This is a genomic window from Ancylobacter novellus DSM 506, from assembly GCF_000092925.1.
Classification (GTDB): Bacteria; Pseudomonadota; Alphaproteobacteria; order Rhizobiales; family Xanthobacteraceae; genus Ancylobacter; species Ancylobacter novellus.
The window spans coordinates 2,082,308-2,106,723 of the sequence record NC_014217.1 but is presented as its reverse complement, the minus strand read 5'-3'; the positions used below and the strand labels follow the sequence as shown (position 1 = coordinate 2,106,723).

Annotated in this window: 19 protein-coding genes; 7 read left to right on the top strand and 12 right to left on the bottom strand. The window is 68.6% G+C overall.

From position 1 onward, the window contains the following. Positions 1-11: 11 nt before the first annotated feature. From SNOV_RS10035 to SNOV_RS10025, 3 genes are all read left to right on the top strand, one after another. Positions 12-1,382 (top strand): HlyD family type I secretion periplasmic adaptor subunit, encoded by a 1,371-nt coding sequence (locus tag SNOV_RS10035; protein WP_013166809.1) that lies wholly within the window; start codon positions 12-14, stop codon positions 1,380-1,382. A gap of 386 nt (positions 1,383-1,768) precedes the next feature. After that, entirely contained in the window at positions 1,769-2,503 is a 735-nt protein-coding gene (locus tag SNOV_RS10030) for a LuxR family transcriptional regulator (RefSeq protein ID WP_187291108.1), read from the top strand. A 212-nt stretch (positions 2,504-2,715) separates the two neighbouring features. After that, positions 2,716-3,417, top strand: coding sequence for a response regulator transcription factor (locus tag SNOV_RS10025; RefSeq protein WP_013166807.1), 702 nt, complete (start codon positions 2,716-2,718; stop codon positions 3,415-3,417). 206 nt (positions 3,418-3,623) lie between these two features. On the opposite strand, the gene SNOV_RS10020 is transcribed toward SNOV_RS10025, so the two are convergent. From SNOV_RS10020 to SNOV_RS10005, 4 genes are all read right to left on the bottom strand, one after another. Further along, positions 3,624-3,857: a hypothetical protein gene (locus tag SNOV_RS10020; RefSeq protein ID WP_013166806.1), complete on the bottom strand. Its 234-nt coding sequence runs from the start codon at positions 3,855-3,857 to the stop codon at positions 3,624-3,626. Between the two features lie 109 nt (positions 3,858-3,966). Beyond that, positions 3,967-5,052, bottom strand: coding sequence for a PLP-dependent cysteine synthase family protein (locus SNOV_RS10015; RefSeq protein WP_013166805.1), 1,086 nt, complete (start codon positions 5,050-5,052; stop codon positions 3,967-3,969). 236 nt (positions 5,053-5,288) lie between these two features. Continuing rightward, complete coding sequence (locus tag SNOV_RS10010; protein WP_013166804.1) at positions 5,289-5,588, bottom strand: hypothetical protein; 300 nt, start codon at positions 5,586-5,588, stop codon at positions 5,289-5,291. Between the two features lie 58 nt (positions 5,589-5,646). After that, positions 5,647-6,252 (bottom strand): UdgX family uracil-DNA binding protein, encoded by a 606-nt coding sequence (locus SNOV_RS10005; protein WP_041782154.1) that lies wholly within the window; start codon positions 6,250-6,252, stop codon positions 5,647-5,649. Positions 6,253-6,444: 192 nt separating this feature from the next. On the opposite strand from SNOV_RS10005, the gene SNOV_RS10000 reads away from it, so the two are divergent. From SNOV_RS10000 to SNOV_RS09985, 4 genes are all read left to right on the top strand, one after another. Continuing rightward, positions 6,445-7,614: a PP2C family protein-serine/threonine phosphatase gene (locus SNOV_RS10000; RefSeq protein ID WP_013166803.1), complete on the top strand. Its 1,170-nt coding sequence runs from the start codon at positions 6,445-6,447 to the stop codon at positions 7,612-7,614. A 26-nt stretch (positions 7,615-7,640) separates the two neighbouring features. Continuing rightward, a complete protein-coding gene (locus SNOV_RS09995; RefSeq protein ID WP_013166802.1) occupies positions 7,641-10,001 on the top strand; it encodes a response regulator in 2,361 nt (786 codons plus the stop codon). Between the two features lie 8 nt (positions 10,002-10,009). After that, entirely contained in the window at positions 10,010-10,381 is a 372-nt protein-coding gene (locus tag SNOV_RS09990; protein WP_013166801.1) for a response regulator, read from the top strand. A gap of 116 nt (positions 10,382-10,497) precedes the next feature. Beyond that, positions 10,498-12,093 (top strand): Na/Pi cotransporter family protein, encoded by a 1,596-nt coding sequence (locus tag SNOV_RS09985; RefSeq protein WP_013166800.1) that lies wholly within the window; start codon positions 10,498-10,500, stop codon positions 12,091-12,093. Positions 12,094-12,184: 91 nt separating this feature from the next. Here the strand turns inward: SNOV_RS09985 and SNOV_RS09980 are convergent, their stop codons facing one another. The 8 genes from SNOV_RS09980 to SNOV_RS22580 form a co-directional block, all read right to left on the bottom strand. Then, positions 12,185-12,604 (bottom strand): ATP-binding protein, encoded by a 420-nt coding sequence (locus SNOV_RS09980; RefSeq protein ID WP_013166799.1) that lies wholly within the window; start codon positions 12,602-12,604, stop codon positions 12,185-12,187. 25 nt (positions 12,605-12,629) lie between these two features. Then, positions 12,630-12,965, bottom strand: a complete 336-nt coding sequence (locus tag SNOV_RS09975; protein WP_013166798.1) for an STAS domain-containing protein — start codon at positions 12,963-12,965, stop codon at positions 12,630-12,632. A gap of 159 nt (positions 12,966-13,124) precedes the next feature. Further along, positions 13,125-14,828, bottom strand: coding sequence for a uracil-xanthine permease family protein (locus SNOV_RS09970; RefSeq protein ID WP_013166797.1), 1,704 nt, complete (start codon positions 14,826-14,828; stop codon positions 13,125-13,127). A gap of 375 nt (positions 14,829-15,203) precedes the next feature. Continuing rightward, entirely contained in the window at positions 15,204-16,403 is a 1,200-nt protein-coding gene (locus SNOV_RS09965; protein ID WP_013166796.1) for an EAL domain-containing response regulator, read from the bottom strand. A 12-nt stretch (positions 16,404-16,415) separates the two neighbouring features. Further along, on the bottom strand, positions 16,416-18,977 hold the full coding sequence (locus SNOV_RS22585; protein ID WP_013166795.1) for a response regulator: 2,562 nt from the start codon (positions 18,975-18,977) through the stop codon (positions 16,416-16,418). Next, positions 18,974-20,071 (bottom strand): chemotaxis-specific protein-glutamate methyltransferase CheB, encoded by a 1,098-nt coding sequence (gene cheB, locus SNOV_RS09955; protein WP_013166794.1) that lies wholly within the window; start codon positions 20,069-20,071, stop codon positions 18,974-18,976. Before cheB ends, SNOV_RS22585 begins: the two co-directional genes overlap by 4 nt. Next, complete coding sequence (locus tag SNOV_RS09950) at positions 20,068-22,308, bottom strand: hybrid sensor histidine kinase/response regulator (protein WP_013166793.1); 2,241 nt, start codon at positions 22,306-22,308, stop codon at positions 20,068-20,070. Before SNOV_RS09950 ends, cheB begins: the two co-directional genes overlap by 4 nt. A gap of 12 nt (positions 22,309-22,320) precedes the next feature. After that, a complete protein-coding gene (locus SNOV_RS22580; RefSeq protein ID WP_187291107.1) occupies positions 22,321-24,414 on the bottom strand; it encodes a methyl-accepting chemotaxis protein in 2,094 nt (697 codons plus the stop codon). Between the last annotated feature and the right edge of the window lie 2 nt (positions 24,415-24,416).

Below are 24,416 nucleotides of genomic sequence, written 5' to 3'. Positions count from 1 at the left end.
AGGGGGTCGACATGCGCTCCACATCGAAAGCAGTCTCCGTCGTGGATCTCTATGGAACGCCGCGCCTCCTCACGCCGGACGATTCCGCCTCTTTCCGACGCATCGTACGTGGCCCCAAACTGATGGGCGGGGTGCTGATCGTCACCTTCCTCGGCGGCTTCCTCGCCTGGGGCGCGCTGGCGCCTCTCGCCGGCGGCGCGGTCGCCGCGGGCGTGATCAGCCCCGACGGCAGCCGGCGCGTCGTCCAGCATCTGGAGGGCGGCATCATCGCCAGCCTGGAGGTGAAGGACGGCGATCGCGTCACCGCCGGCCAGACGCTGGTGCGACTCGAGAGCGTGCAGCCCGATACGGCCATGCGTGGGCAGCTGCACCGCTACCGCACGCTGCTGGCCATGCGGGCGCGCCTGACAGCCGAACAGGAAGGACGCGCCGAGATCGAGTTTCCGCCGGAGCTGATGGCCACCGGGACGTCCGACGAACTCAAGTCGGTCCTCGACGGCCAGCGCACCATGTTCGAGACGCGGCGGACATCGGACCGTCGGCAGCGGGAAATCCTCAAGCGACGCATCGAGCAGTCGCAGCACCAGATCAAGGCGCTGGAGGCGCAGGCGGCGTCCACCTCGCAGCAACTCGAGCTGATCGCCGAGGAGCTGAAGGGCAAGCGCTACCTCTTGCAGAAGGAGCTGATCCGCAAGTCGGAGGTGCTCAGCCTGGAGCGTGCCCGCGCCGAGATCGAGGGGCGCCGTGGCGAGTATCTCGGGATGATCTCGCGGGCGGAGCAGCAGATCGGCGAGACGGAAGTCCAGCTTCTCGCGCTCGACGCCGAGCGGCAGGACGAGGTCTCCGAGCAGATGGACAAGGTCCGCGTCGAACTCGCCGACGTGACCGAGAAGCTGCAGCTGACCCGCGACGTCCTGGCGCGAACGACGATCGCGGCACCGATAAACGGCACCGTCGTCAATCTTCGTTTCAAGACGTTAGGCGGTGTGATCAAGGCCGGCGACCCGATACTCGACATCGTCCCGATCGAAGAAACCCTGCTGATTGAAGCACGTATCTCCCCTGTGGACGTCGATGTCGTGCATCCGGGTCTGCCTGCGCAGGTTCATCTGACCGCCTTCTCACGCTGGGAGCTTCCGCGGATTGACGGTTTTGTGAAGTCGGTTTCGGCGGATGCCATGGTCGATCAGACGACAGGGCAAACCTACTATCTGGCCAAGGTCGAGGTGGATCCGAGCGAGCTTGAGCAGTTCAACGATTTGATCGAGCTCCAGGCCGGCATGCCCGCCGAGGTATTGATCGTATCCAGGGAGCGGACCTTCTTGGATTATCTTGCCGAACCATTCCGCAACGTCATGCGGAGGAGTTTCCGCGAAACCTAGGAGTGTCACATCTCGGAACCGGAATATTGTTTTCGATTTTGAGATAATTTTGCGAGAAATCCCGATGAGCGCATGGGCGGCAGCATTGAGACTCGCTCGCCGTCAGGCTTAGCGGCAGACTGGGAGAAGCGTGCCGTGCTTGCGGCGGCATGATGGTGTGCTAAGTTATCGGCTTGGCATCGTGGAGTATATATCTATAGATACAAATAATTTGACAGTTGAAATCGCCAACATGGCGGATCGACTGTCGGAGGGGCAAGATCATGGCTTCAACTGAACCAATACAATCGCGGCATGTGAGTATAGTGTTAATGGATGACCTGCCTCTTAGGCGGGCGAGTATCCACTCTCTGCTTCGTGACTGGGCGCAGGAAGAAGGAACGTCGTTGGAGATCACGGAAGCCGAAGGGCATACCGTTCTCGGCGAAATCGACCCGGTGCCACATCTACTTGTATACAATGCGGGATACAGCGGCGCGACTTCGAGCGAATGGCGGACCAGAGTGGACGAGCTCCGGCGGTCCTTTCCCGAGGTGCCGCTGGTGGTCATTTCCGAGGACGACAGCGCTCCGGAGGTGATCGAGGCGCTGAAGGCCGGCGTGAGAGGGTTCATCAGTGCTCGGACACCTCCGGCGATCGTCTTCCAGACGCTGTATTTCATCTTGGCCGGCGGCGTGTACTTCCCGCCCAGCGCGTTGCTTCAGGCGCAGGCGCTCAGCAACAGCGCGGATTGGCGTCGTATGTCCGGCCCTGCCCACGCCACTTACCGTGCGCAGTGCTCCAGCTTGACCGAGCGCCAGGCTGCCGTGTGGCGGCTGTTGCAGCGCGGCCATTCGAACAAGGTCATCGCCCGTGAGCTCGCCATGTGCGAGTCCACCGTCAAGGTCCACATGCGTCAGATCATGCGCAAGCTTGGCGCCACGAACCGTACACAGGCGGCCCTGTGCAGCGTCGAGATCGCCCAGGAGGGTGGCGAACCCGTAGAGGCTGGCGAGGCTGGCGGCACGGTCGCCGGGGCCGGCACGCACGAACGGCCGCCCATCGAGGCTTCTGCCGCCGTGGGGAGAAATCTGGAAGCGGCGCGAATAGCCGGCAGCGTTACCGCCCGCGTCCTGCCGTGATGCGGCGGGCACGGCCCTGATCGTTTCAGGAGTGCGTACCGCTTTCGTATGAGTTTCTTGCCTCACCCGGCAAGAATAATTCTATAAGTCTTTTTGACATCTTTGTTTTTGTCTTCCGATCGTCAATATTTATCTGAGTTCAGCCCAAGGCGAACAGTTCGCACCGTCAACAAAAGACGGAGCGAAAGCGCTCGAAATGGCGGATCAGATAGATGGGTGCGATTTTGCCTGACATGGTCATCAAAGAGCTTGATCCGCGAGTACTTATCGTCGACTCGCTGGCGCTGCGCGGTTTGGGCATCAAGGGCCTGCTTCGGCAGTGGGCGCAGGAGCGCGGCGTCGAGCTCGACTTCTGGGATCCGACAGCGTCCCTCGATCCGGACCTGCCAGCTTTCACCTATCGTCTGGGCATTCTGAGCCTGGGACATATGTCGATCGGCGATCGGACCGCGTTAGGCTGGTTGGCGCATCTGCGCCGGACCCATCCCAATACCCCGATAGTCGTTTGGTCCGACCTTCCGGCGCTGCACGAGGCGTTGCACGCCATTCAGCACGGAGTGCAAGGATTCGTGCCGACCGTGACGACGCCCCAGCTGGCCATGCAGGCGCTGACCTTCATCATGAGCGGCGGCACCTATTTCCCGCCGGAGGCTCTGATCGAGACCTCCCTCTCGGAAGAGCAGCAGCCGTCGCCCGACATTAGCCGGTCGAAGCCCGACGGTCCGAACGGCTATGGCGGAGCGCATGAGGACCTCCAAAATGGAGCGCCCGATGCCTTCGGCAGAGGAGGCGCGGGACCTCTTGCATCGAGGCGGCCGGCGGGCCGAGCCTCGATGAGGGTCGCACGGTTGAGAGTGGCCGTGGTTTCGCGGCGCGTCTTTTCGATGGCCATTGGAAGGGATCTGGCGCTCTAGGCGTCTGTCGGGCGGGAAGAGCATCCTGAATAGCTCGTGGACGCGCCCGATCATTCGGAGGCGGGCAGGGTCGACACGATTGCTTCAAGGAGGTCTCGCGCCGCTGTCTGTAGCAAGAGGTGAGTTCTCCTTCCGCTCGCGCCGCGACGTGCGTCACGGATCCCGGAGTCACAGCCGCCGGGTAGTCGAGCGATGGCAATGGAGCTTCATGCCACCCGCCGCAGCGGCAGCCTACCCAGCGCCGAGGCGGTGTCCTCGAGTTCCACTTTGACGACCAAGCGGCGCAACTGCCGGCAACCGGCCATCACACCCCAGCCGAACTGGAAAAGAGCGCCCTCGTCGTAACTGGCAACCAGCGGACGAACCGTCATGGCCAGCGCGTTGGTATGCCCATCATACGCCAAGCTGTCGGCATCGATGTCGAATTTGTACCTGAGCACCGCTTCCCCCCAAGCAATATTCGCAGATCAGAATGCGAATTCGGTCGCTCGGCAAGGAGCACCAAAGGGGTAGCGGCCATACTCCTTTCTGGCACAGGGCTGGAGGCGATCAGGCCTCGAGCTGGAAGCCGGGGGTCGACCGCGACAGCGCCAGCTCCTCCGCGTCCATTCCTTCAACGATCCCCTCGAAGAGCGGGGTCGTCATGTAGCGTTCGCCGGTGTCCGGGAGCATGCAGAGGATGACCGAGCCCGGCGCGGCGCGTTCGGCGACCTGTCGGGCGACCGCGAAGGTGGCGCCGCCGGAGATGCCGGTCAGGATGCCCTCCCTGCGCGCCAGCTCCCTCGCCCACCGTATCCCCTCCGCGCCCGGAACGGGGATGACCTCGTCATAGAGCCTGTCGTCCACCGCTTCCTGCAGCACGTAGGGGATGAAATCCGGCGTCCAGCCCTGGATCGGGTGCGGCTCGAAGGCGGGATGGCTGCTGGCGGGGGAGAGGTCCTCGTTGCGCGGCTGTGGCGTCCCGCTGCCGAGAAGCTGGGCGTTCGCCGGCTCGCTGAGCACGATCCGCGTGTCCGGCCGCTCGCGGCGCAGCACCCGGCCGACGCCGACGACCGTGCCGCCGGTGCCGTAGCCGGTGACGAAATAGTCGAGCCGCTGGCCGGCGAAGTCGTTGATGATCTCGCGGGCGGTCGTCGCCTCGTGGATGGCGGCGTTGGCGACGGTCTCGAACTGGTGGGCGAGGAACCAGCCATTCGCCTCGGCGAGCTCGACCGCCTTGCGGTACATGCCGAAGCCCTTGTGAGCGCGGGGCGTCAGCACCACCTTGGCGCCAAGCATCCGCATGAGCTTGCGTCTTTCCACCGAGAAGCTGTCGGCCATCGTCACGACGAGCGGATAGCCCTTCTGGGCGCAGACCATGGCGAGGCCAATGCCGGTGTTGCCGCTGGTCGCCTCCACCACCGTCTGACCCGGCTTGAGCGCGCCGCTCGCCTCGCCATGCTCGATGATAGCGAGAGCGAGCCGGTCCTTGACCGAGGCTGCCGGGTTGAAGAACTCGGCCTTGACGTAGATCGTCGCGTGCTCGGGCGAGAGGTTGTTGATCCGGATTGCCGGCGTGTCGCCGACCGTCTCGATCACGCTGTCGAAGAGCCGACCGCGGCCGCTGGTCGTCCTGCCGGGCATCTGCTTGTCCATGGGCCCCTCCCGGGCTGGCCCGGAGCGTTGGGTCGAAGGTCATCTTCGGCTGGGGCGGTCGGACATTCCGGGCGACGCCGCGCGTTCCCTGCCTTCCTCGGCGCGGATATTACGCCGTGCTCCGGCTTGCCGGAAGCGGCATTCAAGGGGTGCCTCCTTTGGGCGTACGGCCGAAGACGCTCACGATCCCGGCGTGAGGTGTGGCTGCGTTCCGCCGGACGATGCCGTCGGGCTTTCTACTCGTCCACCTTCGGCGTCTCGGCCGGAACCGGGGTTTCCGCCGGGCGGGGCGCGGGTTGGGGCGTCACCCGTGCCGGAGCGGTGTAGGGCAGCGTCTGGCGCTTGAGGCTCGGATTGGCGGTGGCGCCGGGCACGTTGAGCCGGCGCTGCTGCGGCGTCCAGTAGGACGGTCCGCTCATCAGGTTCTGGCCGTTCGGCCGCACCGCATCGGGCCGCACGGGCGCATATTGCGCGGCGGCCGGCAGGGCCGTCGCCACAGTGAAGGCGGTGGCGAGCACCGCAGTCATGATCTTCATCGCTGAACCTCGCGCCTCCCGAGCCTCTATGTAGGGGCTGGGCGCGCGCCTCGCTACGTCAGGCGGCCGGGCGCTGCGCGATGAGCGTGCGGATGCGGCGGAAATCGGCGAGGAAGGCGCGGTAGGCCTCCTGCTTGGCCTCCGCATCAGGGATGCGCAGCAGCGAGGAGGGATGCACGGTGATGTAGCCCGCATGGCTGCCGAAATGCGTCTCGCCGCGATTGGCGCCGATGGGCAGCGCCTTGCCGGCGAGAGCCAGCACCGCGGTCGCGCCGAGCGCGACGACGAGCTTGGGGTGCACGAGGTCGATCTCGCGCTGCAGCCACCAGCGATAATGCTTCACCTCGCCGGCGGTCGGCTTCTGGTGGAGGCGCCGCTTGCCGCGCTGGACGAATTTGAAGTGCTTCACCGCATTGGTGACATAGGCGCGGCTGCGGTCGAGGCCGGCTTCCGTCATCACCCGGTCCAGCACCTGTCCGGCGGGGCCGACGAAGGGATGGCCCTCGATGTCCTCGCGGTCGCCGGGCTGCTCGCCGACGAGGGCGATGTCGGCGCCGATCGGTCCCTCGCCGAGCACGGCGCGCCCGCCGCCGGTGACACCGGGTTCGCCCTCGGTGATGAGCCGGTTGAGTTCCTCGAGCGTGGCGGGGTCGGAAACGGACATCGGCCTTCCTCGAAATTCCGGGGCGCCTGCCGTCAACACGGCAGCGGGACGGACGTTCCGGCAGGGGCGATCGATGCAATATTTGTCGGCATTTCCCGAAGGTTCGGCGTTGCGGAGCGGGGGCATAGTGTGGATATTCCGCCCTTGCCCGGTCTCGGGCGCGGCATGTCGGGCAACGGTGGACAAGGCTTCATGACGGACCAGAACGCGGCGATTCTGGTGGTCGACGATGTCGCCGAGAACCGGGACCTCTTGAAGCGGCGCCTGTCGCGGCTGGGCTTCTCCCATCTCGACGAGGCGGCGGACGGCAACGAGGCGCTCGCCGCCATTGCCCAGACGCCCTACGACCTCGTGCTGCTCGACATCATGATGCCCGAGCTCGACGGCTTCGGCGTGCTCGACCGGCTGCGGGCGGACGGGCGCATCAACGAATTGCCGGTCATCGTCGTCTCTGCACTGAACGAGATCGAGCCGGTGGTCCGCTGCATCGAGCTCGGCGCCGACGACTTCATCTTCAAGCCGTTCAACCCGACGCTGCTGCGCGCCCGCGTGCTCGCCACGCTGGAGAAGAAGGCGCTCCGCGACCGCACCCGCGACGAGCTGAAGCGCAAGCAGATCGAGCTCATCGAGGCGCGCACGCTCCAGCTCTCGCTGGTGCCGCCGCCCTTCGCCGGCGCGATTGCCGGGCGCTCGCTCGCCATCGACGCGCTGCTGGAGCCGGCAAAGGAAGTCGGCGGCGACCTGGTCGACTATTTTCCCGTGGGCGAGGCGCGCATGGCGCTGATCGTCGGCGACGTCTCCGACAAGGGCGCGGCGGCGGCGCTGATGATGGCACGTACCCACGCTATGTTTCGCGCGCTGGCCGGAAGGCCGGACGCGGAGGAACTGTTCGCCGATCCGGCGCGGGCGGCCGCGCTGGTCAACGACGCGCTGGCCAAGGGCAACGCCTCCTGCATGTTCGTGACGCTGCTGGTGGCGACGCTGGAGGTGGAGACCGGCGCGCTCGCCTATGTGCGGGCCGGCCATGTGCCGCCCTATCTGCGCAATGGCGAGGGCAGCGTGGTGCGGCTGCCCGGCGCCGGCGGGCCGGCGCTCGGCGTGGCGGAGGAATTCCCCTACCGCGCCGCTTCGGTGACGCTCGAAGCCGGCGACCGGCTGCTTGTCGTCACCGACGGCATGACCGAGGCACAGGACCATGCCGGCGAGCTCTATGGCGAAGAGCGGGTCGGCGAATTCCTCGCCGGGCTGGGACCGGACGAGACGCGGCCGCTGCGCCGCCTCGCCGATAGGGTGCGCGGCTTCGAGGCCGGGCTGCCGGCCTTCGACGACATCGCCGCGCTGCTGCTGACGCTAGAGCCTTGAGGGCGGACAAGAACAAGGGGACGCGGATGGACGGGAAGATGCCGGAGGATGTGGACGGCAGCCGCGAGGCGCGGCTCCTGCGCGCGACGCTGGAGAACATGGCGCAGGGCGTCGCCATGTACGACGCCGAGCACCGTCTGGTGACGTGGAACCAGCTCTTCCGCGAATATCTCGACATGCCGGAGGAGTTCCTCGGCAGCGAGCACACCTTCGAGGACTATATCCGCTACCTCGCTTTGCGCGGCGAGTTCGGCGAGGTCGACATTGAGCAGACGCTGGCCCGACGCATCGCGCAGCTCAAGACCTCGCACCGCTTCGAGCGCATCCGCCCGGACGGCACCGTGCTCGAGGTGCGGCGCGACCCGGTGCCGGGCGGCGGCTTCATCGCCATCTACACCGACATCACCGAGCGCAAGCAGGCGGAGATGAAGCTGCGCGAGGACGAGGAGCGCTTCCGCGCCATCGATGCCGCGGCGCCGGTCGGCCTCGTCATCGTCGATGCCGACGACCACACCGTGCTGCACCTCAATCCCAGCTTCTGCGAGCTGGTCGGCAAGCAGGCGGACGAGGTGCTGGGCCAGCCGCTCGACGACGTGCTGCACGATCCGGCCAATGGCGACGCGCTGGTCGCCATCGTCGATGCGCGGTCGAGCGAGCGCAAGGAATTCCAGTTCATCCGGCCGGACGGCACGACGCGCTGGACCATGGTCTCGCAGGTGCCGCTCGACTTCCGCGGCGAGAAGGCGGTGATCTGCTCCTTCGTCGACATCAGCGACCGCGTGCGCGCCGAACAACAGCTGCGCGAGGCCAAGGAGGCGGCAGAATCCGCCAGCCGGGTGAAGTCGGCCTTCCTCGCCAATATGAGCCACGAGCTGCGCACGCCGCTCAACGCCATCATCGGCTACAGCGAGATCCTCTCCGAGGACGCCGCCGACGACGGCAACACCGCCATGGTCGCCGACCTCGACAAGATCCAGTCGGCGGGCAAGCACCTGCTCGGCCTCATCAACGACATCCTCGACCTCTCGAAGATCGAGGCGGGGCGGATGGACGTCTATCTGGAGCAGGTGTTCCTCACCCGCATGGTCGACGAGGTGAAGACCATCGTCGGGCCGATGATGCAGAAGAACGCCAACCAGCTCGTGGTCGAGTGCCCGGTCGACATCGGCACGCTGCGCACCGACCTCACCAAGCTCAAGCAGAGCCTGATCAACCTGCTCAGCAACGCCGCTAAGTTCACCAAGGAAGGCACGGTGACGCTGCGCATCTCGCGCGATGCCATGCCGGACGGCTCCAGCGCCATACGCTTCGACGTCTCCGACAGCGGCATCGGCATGACCGAGGAGCAGATGGGCCGGCTGTTCCAGGCCTTCACCCAGGCGGATTCTTCGACCACTCGCAATTTCGGCGGCACCGGGCTGGGGCTCACCATCACCAAGCACTTCGTCGCCATGCTCGGCGGCACCATCGCGGTGGCGAGCGAGGCGGGCAGGGGCTCGACCTTCACCATCGAGCTGCCGGTGGACGCCAAGGGCCTTCCCGCCGAGGCGGGGGAGGTGGGCGAAGTCGAGATCGTCGATCCCGGCGCGCCGGCGCAGGCGGGCGCGATCACCGTGCTGGTGGTCGACGACGACCCGGTGGTGCACGAGGTGCTCGCCGCCACGCTCGGCAAGGAGGGCTATCTACTGCGCCACGCCCGCGACGGCGGCGAGGCGCTCGCCATCATGCGCAAGGAGCCGCCGGACATCGTCACGCTCGACGTGATGATGCCGAAGATCGACGGCTGGTCCGTGCTCGGCATCATGAAGTCCGAGCCCGAGCTGGAGCATATCCCGGTCATCATGCTGACCATCGTTGACGACCGCACGCTCGGCTATTCGCTCGGCGCCTCCGAATACATGACGAAGCCGATCGACCGGCAGCGGCTGATCGCGCTGATCCATAAGTTCGCCCCCGGCCATGAGGACGGCACGGTGCTGGTGGTGGACGACGATCCCGAGGTGCGGGCGCTGGTGCGCGCCACCATCGAGGATGTCGGCCTCGCCGTCGCCGAGGCGGAGAACGGGCAGGCGGCGCTCGACTGGCTGGAGGAGCACCATCCGCCGGCGCTCGTGCTGCTCGACCTGATGATGCCGGTGATGGACGGCTTTGCCTTCCTGGAGAAGGTGCGGGCGATGGCGAAGTTCACCGAACTGCCCATCGTGGTGCTCACCGCCAAGGAGCTGACCACGAGCGAGCGCGATTTCCTCGCCCGCAACACGCTGCTCATCCTGAGCAAGAGCGCGCAGCCGATCGGCACGCTGGGCTCGGCGCTGGCGGCCATCGCCGGCAAGGGGGCGATCCCCGGCGCGGCCGGCAGCCGGGCGCTCAGCGACAGCCGTAGTTAGGACAGGCGATGACGAAGATCCTGCTGGTCGAGGACAACGAGATGAACCGCGACATGCTCTCGCGGCGGCTCTCGCGCAACGGCTTCGAGGTGCTGATCGCGGTGAACGGCCAGGAGGGCGTCGACCTCGCCCTCGCGGAGAGACCGGCGCTGATCCTGATGGATATGAGCCTGCCGGTGCTCGACGGCTGGGAGGCGACGCGCCGGGTGAAGGCCGACCCCACGACCGCCACGATCCCGGTCATCGCGCTCACCGCCCATGCCATGGCGAAGGATCGCGAGGACGCCATGGCGGCGGGCTGCGACGACTTCGACACCAAGCCTGTCGAGCTGCCGCGGCTGATGGGCAAGATCAAGGCTCTGCTCGGGATGGAAGATTGAACGAGCTCAGTCCGCATCGTCATCGCTCTGTCACACAGGCGTCGCAAAAGGATTTTGAGCCGGCGCCTGTGCTGGCCGGCGAACGTCTTCTCCCGAGCGAAGGATAATCGCGCATCATGGCGACGATCGCCCTGCTGCTGAGCGGGCTCGGACTTTTCTTCATCGGCGTCAGGGGTCTCTCCGCCAATCTCGTGCCGCTGGTCGGGCGCCGGACGCGCGCCGCCTTCGCCCGCGCGCTGAAGGGGCGGCTCAGCGCCGCCGCCAACGGCACGCTCGCCGGTATGGTGACGCAGAGCGCGACGGCGGTGTCCTGGATCATCGTCTCCTTCGTGCGCGGCGGCGTGCTGCCGGACGGGCCGGCGCTGCTGGCGCCGACCTGGTCGAATGTCGGCACGGCGCTGCTACCGCTCATCGTCGCCATCGACACCTCGACCGCGGCCGGCATCGTCATCGGCGTGGTCGGCTTCGTCACCTATTTCAAGCTGGCGCGCGGCGACCGCACCCGCAACGCGCTGGAGGCGGCTCTCGGCGCGGCGCTGCTGCTATTCGGCATGCATCTGGTGGCGATCGCCGTCGGGCCGATGCGCGAAGCGCTGATGCACAATCCCTGGTGGGATGCGGCGGTCGACAATCCCTGGCTGCTGGCGCTGATCGGCGCCGGCTTCTCGCTGGCGGCGCAATCCTCCTCGGTGGCCGCGGCGCTTGCCGTGGCGGCGGTGGCCGGCGGGCTGCTCGACCTCGGCGCGGCCCTGCCGCTGATCGCCGGCGCCAATGCCGCCGCCATCGTCAACAATGCCGTGCTGATCCCCGGCGAGACCAGCACCGGGCGGGTCGTCTTCGCGTTGCAGGTGGTGCAGAAGGGCGGGGGGACGCTGCTACTGGCGGCCTTCACCGTCTATTGCGCGTTCAACCTCGGCACCATCGAGCCCTGGCTGCACCAGCTCGGCCACGACATCAGCGGCGAGGTGGCCGTCGTCTTCCTGCTGGCGCAGATCGGCGGGGCGTTGATCGCCACGCTGCTGGAGACGCCGACGCGACACGCGGTGGCGCGCTTCCTGCCGCCCAGCCCCGCCGAGACGCTGGCACAGCCCGCCTTTCTGCTGCGCGAGGCCCTGAGCGACCCCACGACGGCGCTCGACCTCGCCAACCGCGAGGTGGCGCGGCTCGGCACGCGCCTGCCGCTGCTGCTCGATCATGTGCGCGACGAGGGCGACCGCAGCACGCCCTCGTCGGCGCTCATGCGCGAGGCCGGCACCAGCCTCGCCGCCACGACCAAGGCCTATCTCGCCGCGTTGCTGGACGCCCAGCCGGCGCGCGACCAAGTGGCCGTCGCCCTGCTGCTGGATGATGCCGCCACCAATGCCGGCGCGCTGCACGAGGCGGTGGCGGAATTCGCCGAGGCGGCCGCGACCGCGCGCGGGCTGCCCACCGCGCAGCGGCTGACCGAGGCGCTGCATGTGCTGCTCGGCGCCGTCGCCGACCATGCCGAGAGCCTCGGCGCCGACGAGCCGGACCTGGTGCTGAGCCTGCTCGGCCATCGCGACCAGCTGATGGAGGAACTGCGCCAGCGCCTCTCCTCGCAGCAGGACGTCCCGCCACAGGTGCAGAACGCGCTGTTCCAGATGACGGTGCTGTTCGAGCGCACGGTCTGGCTGGCGCGGCGGCTGGTGAACGGCCTCAGCCAGGTGCAGCGGGCGCTGGCTGCGGGCTGAGGCGGGCCGCCCAGCCGTGCGCCCTTGCGGCGACGAGACTGGGTCCCCGGGTCAAGCCCGGGGATGAGGGAATTGGAAGATTGAAGCCGGTTCAGCCGAGCGCGAAGCGCAGCGTCAGCACGTTGCGGCCGCCCTCGCGCCGATAGGCGAAATGGTCGGACAGCGCGCGCACCAGATGCACACCGAGGCCGCCGATGCGGCGCTCCTCGAGCGAGCCGGCGAGGTCGGGTGGCGGTGCGTTGAACGGGTCGAACGCATCGCCGTCGTCGCTGAAGGTCAGGTCGAGGCCGTCGGCGGTGCGGCGCACATGGACGTGTATCTCGCCCGCGCGCCCGTCCGGATAGCCGTAGTCGACGGCGTTGTTGAAGAACTCGTCGACGGCGAGCTGCAGCCGGTAGGCCGGCGTCGGCGGGATGTCCGCGCGCTCGACGAACGCCTCGATCTCCTCGATCAGCGGTTCGAGCTGGCCGAGATCGTTCTTCAGGCGAATATCGAACTCGTCGCGCGGCATGCCCCCACCCGCCGGTTCCTGCCGGCTATGTCAGCGCGGCGAGGGCCGCCTCGCGGCTCTGGTGAATCGGGATCAGGGTGGAGAACCCGCTGACGTCGAACACCTCGTGCACCTGCGGGATCAGGCCGCAGACGGCGAGCGTAAGGCCGGAGCTGCGCGCCAGCTTGGTGGCCTTGAGCACGACGCGCAGGCCCGCCGAGCTGATGTAGGTGAGCTCGGCGAAGTCGAGCAGGATGACGCTGCCGTCGCCCGGGACTTCCGCCAGGAACTCGTCGAGCTTGTGGGAGGAACTGCTGTCGAGCCTTCCCTTGACGGTCGTCACCACGACCTTGCCCTCGACGATACGGTCGATGTGTATCAAGTCGCGACTCCAGAAATTATCGTTGCGGCAAAACGACGAGCCGGCCTCCGCACCGAAGCGCGGCGCATGCCGACCTCCCAGCCCCCAAGGATGCGCCAGAAGTACTGGCAAAGGCCGGGGTGTGCAAGCTGCGGCGGCGCCTGCTCAAGGGGGCATGGATCAGTGTTCGAAGCGCATGTCCAGGACCTGGCGCTCGCCCTCCTTGCCGAGCACCAGGCGATCGGCACGCTTCGACAGCATGTAGCCGACGAAGCGGGCCACCGCCTCGGCGTCGCCGAGCAGATCCTCCGGCGCGGGACGGTGCGTGGGTATGGAGATCGGGTCGCCCTTGTAGATGAGGCTGACGTCGAAATTATTCTCGTCGAAGCGCGCGCGCATCTCCAGTTCGCCCTGCGCTACGCCGGTGTCGAGCAGCATCTCGACGCCCTCGGCGACGACGGGGATGGCGGCGGCGATGACGTCGCGCCGGGCGCCCCACAGGTCGCCCTGCCTCTCCAGGAACTCGGTGGTGACGGTGAAGGGGTTCTCGCCCTCGGTCACGCGCTGCGAGGCCACCTGGCTGATGCCGATGCGGAAGAACAGGTTCAGCACCACGGCGATGCCGGTCGAGACCGACAGCGGGGATTCGAGGATCGGCTGCATCCAGTGCGGCGTGCTCTCGACCAGCTGCGGCAGGATGGCCACCGCGAGGCCCGCCATCACTGCGAGGCCGACGGTGAAGATGCGCCGGTCGCTGAGCCGGCGGGACAGGATGAGCTCCATGCCCGCCACGACGAGGAAGGCGGCGGCATAGATCAGGATGGCGCCGATGACCGGCGGCGGGATGATGGTGAGCGCGCCGACCAGACGCGGCGAGAACGCCGCGAGCAGCATCAGCACGCCGGCGACGGCGCCGACGCGCCAGGCCGTCGTGCCGGTGGCGAAGGCGACGCCGATGGAGGCGGAGGAGGAGGCGCTGGCGAAGCCGCCGCTCACCGCCGCGCCCATGTCGGCGACGCAGTTGGCGCGGATGGCGCGGCCGGCCTGCGCCATGTCGGCGCGCCGCCAGTCGGCGTCGTTCAGCCGCTGCATGGAGACGACGGTGCCGATCATGTCGACGGCGGAGATGATGCCGGTGAGCACGGCGGCCGGCACCAGCGCCCAGGAGAAGCCGAGGCCCGGCCAGCCGACATGCGGCAGGTCGACATAGGGCAGGGCGGAGAAGGTCGCGGCCGGCGCCGGCGCGACGCCGACGAAGGCCGCCAGCGTCCAGCCGGCCGCCGCGCCGATCGCCACGGCGAACAGCCGCAGCATTCCGCGCGAGAAGATCGCCAGCACGATGATGATGGCGAGCGTCACGAAGCTGACCATCGGATATAGCGGGTCGATGTGCACGGTGGCGTCATGGCTGAGGCCGAAGGCGCGGCGCAGCGCCGGCTCGGCCAGGGCGACTCCGAGCATGGTGACGGCGACGCCGCAGATCTCCGGCGGGAAGACCGCGCGCAGCACGCCCATGAAGCGGGTGAGGGAGAGCTGCGAGACGGCCGCGATGAGGTTCATCGTGGCGTAGACTGCCGGTCCGCCGGCCGACATCGACTGCACCGCGAGCGGCAGGTGCGCCATGTTGGGGATCTGCACCAGCAGCATGCCGGCGCCGGGCTTCGGCCAGCATTCGGCGATGGTGGCCAGCCCCATGAAGATGATGCAACTCGTGATCAGGATCTGCGTGTCGTCGAAGGACAGCCCCGCCTCGGCGGCGGCCACCAGCGGGTAGACGAGGAAGAGCAGGGCCAGGGTGGCATGCTGCACGCCGAGGATGATCAGCGTGCCGAGCGGCGGCTTCTCGTCGACGGAATAGAGGATGTTGGACGGTTTACGCGACATGTCGGGCAGCGGAACTCGGGCGAGCACGGCTGCGCTGTCGCACCCGCCGGGAGGAGCCGCAGGGTCGTCCGGGTGCGCCGCCGCAGGGGGAATCCGGTTGCGCGACTATGGAACCTCGCCCGACGGCGGGCAAGCTCGACCTTTGCCTGTCGGGGCGGCGGGCGCCTCGGGCGTCGACCCGAAATTGCTGCCTTCCCTCATCCCCGGACTTGACCCGGGGATCCAGCCTTTCCGCATGCACCCGGTCACTGGGTGGCGGGAATTCGGGCTTGCCCGAGTTCCTCATTGAAAGAGCGAAGTCGGCAAATGCCGGTCAAGCCCGGCCATGAGGGCGGGAGGGTGGCTGTCGTCGAGCCGAACCTGGGAGCCTGCCCCTCACTCGGAGGCGACCGGGCGTCCGTTCATGTTGCGATGGGCGAGCCACCAGGCGCGGGCGCGCTCCGGCGGCAGCGGGCGGGCGAGCAGGTAGCCCTGCGCGAGGTCGCAGGACCAACCCTGCAGCAGCTCCAGCGTGCTCTCATCCTCGACGCCCTCCGCCACCACGGTGAGGCCCAGATTGTGGCCGAGGTCGATGATCGCCTTGACGATGATCCGCGTGTGCTCGGAGGAGGTGCAGTCGGAGATCAGCGAGCGGTCGATCTTGAGCTCGGCGAAGGGCAGGCGCTGCAGCTGCACCAGCGACGAATAGCCGGTGCCGAAATCGTCCAGCGACAGCAGGAAGCCGCGCAGGCGCAGGCGCGTGAGCACGTCGAGCGCGCGTTCGGGGTGTTGCATCGCCGCGGTCTCGGTGACCTCGATGATGATGCGCTGATGATCGATGCCGGCATTCGCGCAGCGCTTCCACAGCCGGTCGGCGAGGGAGAGGTCCTCGACGTCCGAGGCCGACAGGTTGATGGCGAGCGAGGCGTCGATGTCGGCCTCGTTCCAGCTCTTCAGCGTGTTCAGAGCCAGGTCGAACAAATGATTGGAGAACTCGGCGCCGAGCCCGGCGGCGGCGATCTGCGGGATGAAGTGGTCGGGCATGACAAGGCCGCGGCTCGGGCTCTGCCAGCGCATCAGCCCCTCGAAGCCGAGCGGCACGTAGCTGAGCCCGTCCTCGCCGTCGCGGACCAGCCGCACCTTGGGCTGGAGATGGAGCTGGAACTCGCGGCGGGCGATGCCGTCGGCGAGTTCGGCCCGCGTCGGCAGCAGGTGGATGCTGCCGCGCAGCCGCTCGAAGATCTGGCGCAGTTCGTCCAGCCGCGCCGGCTTGCTGACGATGTCGCTGACCTCGAGGTCGTGCGCCTTGGCGAAGTGCCGGGCGGATTCGAGCACCTTGCGGTCGACGCCGCTCATGATCACGATCGGCCGGCGGAACTTCATGGCGGAGAGCTGCCGCAGCACCTCGATGCCGTCCAGCGCCGGCATCTGCAGGTCGATCACGGCGCAGGCCTCGGGCCAGACAGTGATCGCCGCGAAGAAGGCGTCGGGATCGGAGAAGTAGGTGCTTTCGAAGCCGCTCAGCTCCGCGACAGTGGCGACGTACTGTCCGATCTCGGGTTCGTCGTCGAGGATGAGTATCCTGTGTTCGGGCATGGTCCTTGACCGTCAGAACAGGGCCGCTATGGCGTCCCTAAGCTCCTCAACGCGGAAGGGCTTGTTGAGGATACCGTAACGTTCGGGCGTTTCGCCAGATGCCATCGTCTCGGGCGCGGCGGCACACATGAGCAGCACCTGATCGCACGCGCCGGCCTCGAGCGCGGCGCGCGCCAGCGCAAGCCCGTCCATGCCCGCGAGGTTGAGGTCGGTGAGCAGCACGTCGACGCGCCCTTCCTCGTTGAGGACGCGCAGCGCCTCGGTCGCGCTGCCGACCGCGCGCACCTCGTGGCCGACGTCGATCAGCGCGCTCTCGACGGTGAGCCGCACCTCCGGGTTGGGCTCGACCAGCAACACGCTGCGGGGCTCATGCGCCGCCGGGCGCCGATCCTCGTCCGGCCGCGCGTCCGGCGCGACCTGTTCCAGAAGGGCCGGCAGGCCGAGGCGGAAGGTGGTGCCGATGCCGACCTCGCTCTCCACGGTGAGATAGCCGCCGGACTGGCTGGCGAAGCCGTAGACCATGGCGAGGCCGAGCCCCGTGCCCTTGCCCATCTCCTTGGTGGTGAAGAAGGGCTCGAAGATGCGGTCGAGCTGCTCGGGCGGGATGCCGATGCCGGTGTCGCGCACGGTGAATTCGACGGCGGCCCGCCGGCCGCAGGGCGGGGCGGGGACGAAGCCGGCCTCGATGGTGAGCTCGCCGCCCGCCGGCATGGCGTCGCGCGCGTTGATGGCGAGGTTCATCAGCGCGGATTCCAGCTGCACCGGGTCGGCATAGACCATGGGCACCTCGGGGGCGACGGTGAGCATCATGCCGATATGCGGGCCGAGCCTGCCGTCGAGCAGCAGGCGCAGCTCGTCCATGATCGCGCTCGGCTCCAGCGCCTGCGGCTCCAGCGGCTGCTTGCGGGCGAAGGCGAGCAGCTTCTTGGCGAGCTCGGAGCCGCGCAGGCTGGCGCGCATGGCGGTGTCGAGGTAGGGGCGCTGCTGCACGCACGCCTCGGTCGACTTGATCAAAGCGAGGTCGAGATTGCCGATGATGGTGGTGAGCAGGTTGTTGAAGTCGTGGGCGATGCCGCCGGTGAGATTGCCCACCGCCTCCATCTTCTGCGCCTGGTGCAGTTGCTCCTTCACCTGCTTGATCGCGGTGATGTCGTCGATGGCCAGCACCGCGCCGCGGAACACGCCGCCGGTGTCGATCAGCGGCTCGCCGGCGATGTGCAGGCTGCGCGGGGCGGCATCGTGCAGCGTCGCGTCGACTTCGAGGCTGGAGATCTCGCCGCCGGACTGAAGCGTGCCCATGACGTCGTGCAGCCGCGTGGGCGCGGCGGCGAACAGGGTGAACCAGGGATTGCCGCTCACCAGAGCGCTGTCGGCGCGGAAGATCTCGGTCGCCGTGCGGTTCCAGGTGGTGAGGCTGAGTTGGGCGTCGAGCGAGATGAGGGCGACCGGCGAGGCGTTGAAGATGGCAGTGATGGTCTCGGTGGCCTGGCGGCGTTCTTCGACCTCCTCCACCAGCCGCTGCGTGCGCTTGCGCACCTCGTTCTCGAGGTCGGTATGCAGGATGGCGCGCTCCAGCGCGATCGAGACCTGGCTGGCGATCGCCGCCAGCGTGCGCAGCGCCACTTCGCCCGAGACGGCCGGTTCACTGCCGACGAGGTTGAGGAATCCGAAGGTGCGCGTGCCGACGCGCAGCCGCATGCTGGCGTGATGCCGCGCGGCGCCGCCACCGGTCTCGACGCGGCGTGTCTGCGGCACGTCGCCGAGCGTGTCGTCCACGACCTCGGTATCCGCCGACGAGGGTGGAAACGGATCGGGCTGGGCGTTGCGGCCGGTGTGGCGCTCGGCGGTGAGGCGCAGGCCGTCGTCGTCGCGCAGATAGATCCAGGCGTCGCGCACGCCGGGCATACCGATGCTGCGCGAGACGGTGGTCATGGCGACGTCCGCGGGGGTGCGGCAGCGGTTCAGGCCGTCGGTCATGTCGTAGAGGGCGTGCAGCACCTCGTAGGACTGCGACAGCTCCTGCCGGCCCTGGTCGAGGGCGCTGAACAGATGCACCGCCTGGGCGTAGGTCGAGATCAGCAGGTCGAGGATCTGCTGCTTGCGTGCGGTGATGTGGTGGCGCTCGCCGCCGAAATCGACTTCCAGCTGATCGCCCGAGCGCTCGGCGCGGCGCAGGTTCCGGTTCTTCAGGAGGTAGGTGATGCGGGAGGAGAGGACCTCCTCGTCATAGGGCTTGATGATGAAGTTGTCGGCGCCGGCCTCCAGCCCCGCCAGCACGTCCTGCGGCTGCGACAGCGACGTCACCAGGATGACCGGCGTATCCTCCAGCCCCGGCGTCGCCTTCAGCCGCCGGCACAGCTCGTAGCCGTCCATGCCCGGCATGACGATGTCGCTGATGAGGATGTCCGGCTGGGTGGCGACGGCGAGCTCGTAGGCCTCCTCGCCGTTGCGGGCGGCGTTGACCGCGTAGCCCCGTCGGGAGAGGAAATGGACGATCTGCGCCGCCTGGGTGGGGCTGTCCTCCGCGATCAGGATGCGCGGGTTGGGCGGATCGATGTGAAGGTGCTGGTTCATGACAGATGGCGCCTTCTCGCCAGTTGGGCCACGACGAATTTCGCGATGTCCGGCGGCGCGAGGACACGTTGCGCTGCTCCCATCCGAATCGCCGCCGCTGGCATGCCGAATACCACTGAACTATCCTTGTCCTGCGCCGCTGTGACGCCGCCCTTCTGCCCGACATAGGCCAGCCCTTCCGCCCCGTCCTGGCCCATGCCGGTCAGCAGGATGGCCAGCGCCTCCCGCCCGAAGGCGTCGGCGACGGAGCGGAAAAGACAGGAGACCGACGGCCGGAAGCCGTTCTCCGGCGGCCCGTCGTCGAGGGTGAGCCGGCCGCGGCGGTCGATGCCGAGGTGATGGCCCTCCGGCGCGACATAGACCCGGCCGGGAGCGGCGACGACATTGGCGGCCGCCACCTCGACCGGCAGCCCGCTGCCGCGGGTTAGCCAGGAGGCAAAGCCGACGATGAAGCCCGGCGACATGTGCTGCACCAGCAGCATGGGCACGTCGAGCCGCGGCCCGAGCCGGCGCAATATGTCGAGCACGACCGGCGGGCCGCCAGTGGAGGCGCCCACCGCGACGATCCTGATCTCGCGCGCCTCGCGCACGGGTGCCGGCCGGTCGGCGGGCCGTTCTGCGGTTTCCCGTGGCGGGCGCGGGTTTGCGGCCGAGCGGCGCGGCGGCAGGCGGCGCACGACCTTGACGTCGGCCATCAGCTTCAGGGTCAGGCACAGCTCCTCGGCCAGCCGGTCGAAATTCTCCGCAGCCGGGTCCAGCGGCTTGGGCACGATGGCGAGGGCGCCCTCGTGCAGCGCCTCGAGGCCCGGATGCACGTCGTTGACGTCGAAGGTGGCGCTGGTCACGACGATCGGTACCGGGCAGCGGCCCATGATGACGCGGGTGGCCTCGATGCCGTCCATCACCGGCATGTGGCAGTCCATGAGCACGATGTCGGGCTGAAGCTGCTCGACCATGTCGACCGCCTCGGCGCCGTTCGCCGCCTCGCCGACGAGTTCGAGATAGGGCGCGTTGCCGATCACCCAGGAGATCGCCTCCCGCTGCGAGCGCGAATCCTCGGCGAGGAGGACGCGTATCTTACGCAACTCGTTCATAGCACCCGCCGCACGAGGTCGATCAGCATGGACTGATCGAAGGCCGACTTCATCATGTACGCATTCGCGCCCAGCCGCAGCCCGCGTTCGTGGTCCTCCCGCTTTTCCAGTGCCGTGACCAGCACGATCGGCAACCGCTTCAGTCGCGCATCGGCGCGGATGCGCTCGGTCAACTCGAAGCCGTCCATGCGCGGCATGTCGATATCGGAGATGATGGCGTCGAACTCGCCGCTCTGCAGCACCGTCCAGGCCTCCATGCCGTCGGAGGCGGCGTGGACCTCGTAGCCGGCGGCCTCCAGAAGGCCGGTCTCCATCGCCCGCGTGGTGATGGAATCGTCGACCACCAGCAGGCGCGGCTTGCCCTGCCGGCGCACCGGCCGCGGGGCGGGGGCGGCGCGGCGCGGGTGGTTGATCAGCGTGTCGAGCACGTCGGCGGTGCGCAGGATAAGCCCGAGCCGGCCATTACCGAGCAGGCCGGCCGCCAGCACATGGCGCACCCGCAGCAAAGGCGGGCGCAGCTCCTTCACCACCACCTCGCAATTGCCGGTGACCTCGTCCACCGCGAGCACGCCGCGGCGCTCCTTGTAGCGGATGACGAGGCAACTCCTGAGCCCGCGCCGGCCGGCGGGCGCCGCTTCGGGTGGCTGGCCGAGCACATGCGCCAGCGAGCCGAAGGGCAGCAGCACGTCGTCGATCTGCACTGCGCCGCGGGCCAGCGCCACCTCGTAGGCGTCCTCCGGCAGCGCCAGCGAGCGCTCGACCGCCTCGCGCGGCCAGATCACGAAGGCGTCGCCGGCGCGTGCGCCGATGCCGTGGAAATTCGCCAGCGCGGCCGGCACCTCAAGCCGCAGCACCGTGCCCTTGCCGGGGGTGGAGGCGATGTGGACGCTGCCGCCCAGCCGCTCCACCCGTTCGCGCACGATGGCGAGGCCGAGGCCGCGGCCCGACACCGGGCTGATGACGGTGCGGGTGGAGAGGCTCGATTCGAACACCATCTCGGCAAGCGCTTCGTCGCTGAGGCGCGAGGCTTCCTCGCGCGAGACGAAGCGGTTGCGCACCGCCGCCTCGCGCAGGCCGGGAAGGTCGATGCCGGCGCCGTCGTCGGCGACCTCAATGGCGACGCGCCCGCCCTCGGCGGGTTCGAGGTTGAGCGAGACGGCGCCCTGCGCCGGCTTGCCGGCCGCCGCACGCGCCTCGGCCGGCTCGATGCCGTGATCCACGGCGTTGCGCACGATGTGGATCAGCGGATCCTTGATCCGCTCGGCGATCTGCCGGTCGATCAGGAGGTCCGCGCCCAGTGTGCGCCAGACGACCTCCTTGCCCACCTCGCCGGCGAGGTCGGCCACCATGGCGGGGAACACGGCGAGCATCTCGCTCGCCGGCATCATGCGGGTGCGGCGCAGCTCCTCGACCAGGCCGTCGATGACCCCGCGCAGCGTCCGGTTGTCCTCGGCGAGGCTGGCGAGGAATTGGCGGGCGGATTGCTCGGCGGCGCGCAGCTCTTTCGGGTGGCGCTCGGAAGGCCCCTCGTCGGCATGCAGCGCCGCCAGCCGGCCGACGAGGTCGCGCGCCTCGTCGACGCGGGCCTGCATTGCCAGCCGCGGGCCGATCAGTTCCTCCGCCATCAGGCCGAGCCGCTGGAGGCGGCTGGTCTCCAGCCGGACGAAGCCGGGCCCGCCCGCCATCTCCATGGCGGGCGCCACCAGCTCCAGCGGCCGTGGATCGGGTCTGGGTTCGGGCCGCGCGCCGGGCTTGCGGCCGCTCTTGGCCGCGGGCGGCGGCGGGGTCGCGGCTGCCGGCGGCTCCGGCGCGATCGGCATGGGCGGCGGGGCAGGGGGAGACGGCGGTTCGGCGCTTTTCTCCGGCGCCGGCGCGGGTGGGGCCGCGGCGGGGCCGGCCAGCGCCTGCCTGGTGACATGAACGAGCTCGTCGGTGAGCTCACGCAGCAGCGTGCGCGCCTCGGGGTCGAAGGCGCCGGCCTGCCGTCCCTCGCTGCACAGGTCCTCGATCTCGTGGCACAGCCGCTCGATGCTGCCGATGGAGAGTGAGCGGGCCGCGCCCTTGAGCGTATGGACGGTGCGGAAGAGCTGCTCCAGCCGCTCGTCGACCTGCGCCGGGCGCGTCTCGCGTTCGAGCCCCGACACCTCCCGGGCGATGGCGCGCAGATGGTCCGCCGCTTCCTCGCGGAAGATGGCGAGAAGCCGGATGCGCAGCTCGTCCTTGGAGGTCGTGCTCATGGTGCCATCCGATCAGGTCCCGTGCCGCACGGCGACGCGGCCGACGATGGCTTCGAGCGACTGGGAGAGGTCGTGCAGGCTGCGGGCGGACTGCTCGACCTGCCCGGTGGCGGAGACGGTCTGCGCCGAGGACGCCTCGATATTGTCGACGGCGAGCGCGATCTGCTCGATGCCGGCCTGCTGCTGCTCGGCGGCGACGAGGTTCTGCCGCGCCGCCTGCGAGGCCTCGCTCACCCGGCCTGCCAGCATGGAGATGGAGGAGCCGGACTGGCGCGAGGTGACGACGCTGGCGTCCGACGCCTTGGCGTATTGCTCGGCGGCGATCACCGCCGCCTGCGCCGAGCGCTGGATGTCGGCGATTATGCGGCGGACCTGCACGCTCGCCGCCTTCGACTGGTCGGCGAGCTCCTTGACCTCGTTTGCCACCACGGCGAAGCCGCGGCCGGCCTCGCCGGCCTTCGCCGCCTCGATGCTGGCGTTGACGGCGAGCAGGTTGGACTTCTCCGCCAGCTCGCCGACTGTGGCGTTCAATTCAGCGATCTCGTGGGTGCGCTCGCTGAAGTTCATCACCCGCTCGGCGAGCGTCTCCAGCCTCTGGCGGCCTTCCTCGGTGGAGCGGATGGTCTCCTCCACCGATTGCAGGCCGGTCTCGGCGACGTTCTCGGTCTTCTGCGCCATCTCCACCACGGTCTGGGTGCGGCGGGCGACGGATTCGCCGGCCTGGCGCAGCTCATGCACCGAGGCTGCCATCTGCCTTACCGCCGCGGCCTCCTCGGAAGTCGCCGCCGCCTGCTGGGTGGTGGCGGCGAGGATTTCGGCGGTGGCGGAGCCGAGCTGGTTGGTGGCGAGCTTGATCTCGCCGACCAGCAGCCCGAGCGAGCCCGACATGGAGTTGAGCGCGTGGCCGAGGCGTTCGAGGTCGCCGGCATCGCCGACTTCGAGCCGGGAGCTGAAGTCGCCATTGGCGACCCGCTCGGCGAAGCCGCCATAGGCGGTCACCGTGCGCTCGATGGCGCTGCGCGCCTCCTGCTCGGTGGTGATGCGCTGCCTGAGCGCCTCGGCCATGGCGTTGACGGCTGCGGCGAGGCTCGCGATCTCTTCCGGTCCGTCGGTCGGCGCCCGCAGGTCGAGCTCGCCGCCGGCGATCGCCTCGGCGGTGCCCTGCAGCTTCTCGATGGGCCGGGCGATGAGCCGCGACAGCAGGACGGAGAGAACGACGCCGCCGAGCAGCGCGATGAGCGGCCAGATGGCGCTCGACGCGAGGCGGGTGACGAACTCGTCGTCGACCTCGGCATGGGTCTGGCTCAGCCAGACCTTCCACTCTGTCGCCGGCACGGTGGCGAAGGCGGCGAAGCGGGAATTGCCTGCCTCGTCCTCATAGCCGAGGATCTGCCCCTGCTGGCGGCCGGCGATGTGCGTCCAGATCGGCTGCGACGCGAAGCTGAAGCGCTCCTGCAGGAACTTGGCGTTGGGATGCGCCACGGTGACGCCCTCGCGGGTGACGGCGACGGCATGGCCGGTGCGCCCGAGGGTGAGGCGGCGGATCAGGCTGGTAACGGAATCGAGCTCGATGGTGCCGCCGAGCACACCGATGACACGCCCGTCAGGCGCCTTCACCGGGGCGCCCATCGCCATCAGCGGCTGGCCGGAGGTGCGGCCGATCAGCACCTGCGGATCAATGTAGGCCGTGCCCTTCTGCAGCGGGATGCGGAAGTAGCTGCGGTCGGTGACGGTGGTGCCGATGGAGCTCTGCCCGTTCTCCGCCACCGCCGGCGCCGCGGCGGCGATGATGCCGTCCGGCGGGGCGAGCAGGATGCGGTCGAACAGCGGGAAGAGGGCGCGCAGCCGCTCGAGCGTCGGGGTGGCCGCCGCGGGGTCCATGGACTGCGCGCCGATCTGGTCGGCCGCGAGCTGGAGCGCGTTGCGATGGTCGGTGAGCACGCGGTCGATGTAGATGGCCGCCTCGCTGACGAAGGACTGCTCCTGCTCGATGGTGTTGTCGAGCAGGAGCTGACGCATCTTCATCGTGTAGCCGAAGCCGAGCAGGGCGGTCGGGACGAGGGCGGCGAGGATGCCCCCGGCGATGACAAGGCGATTGATACGCATGG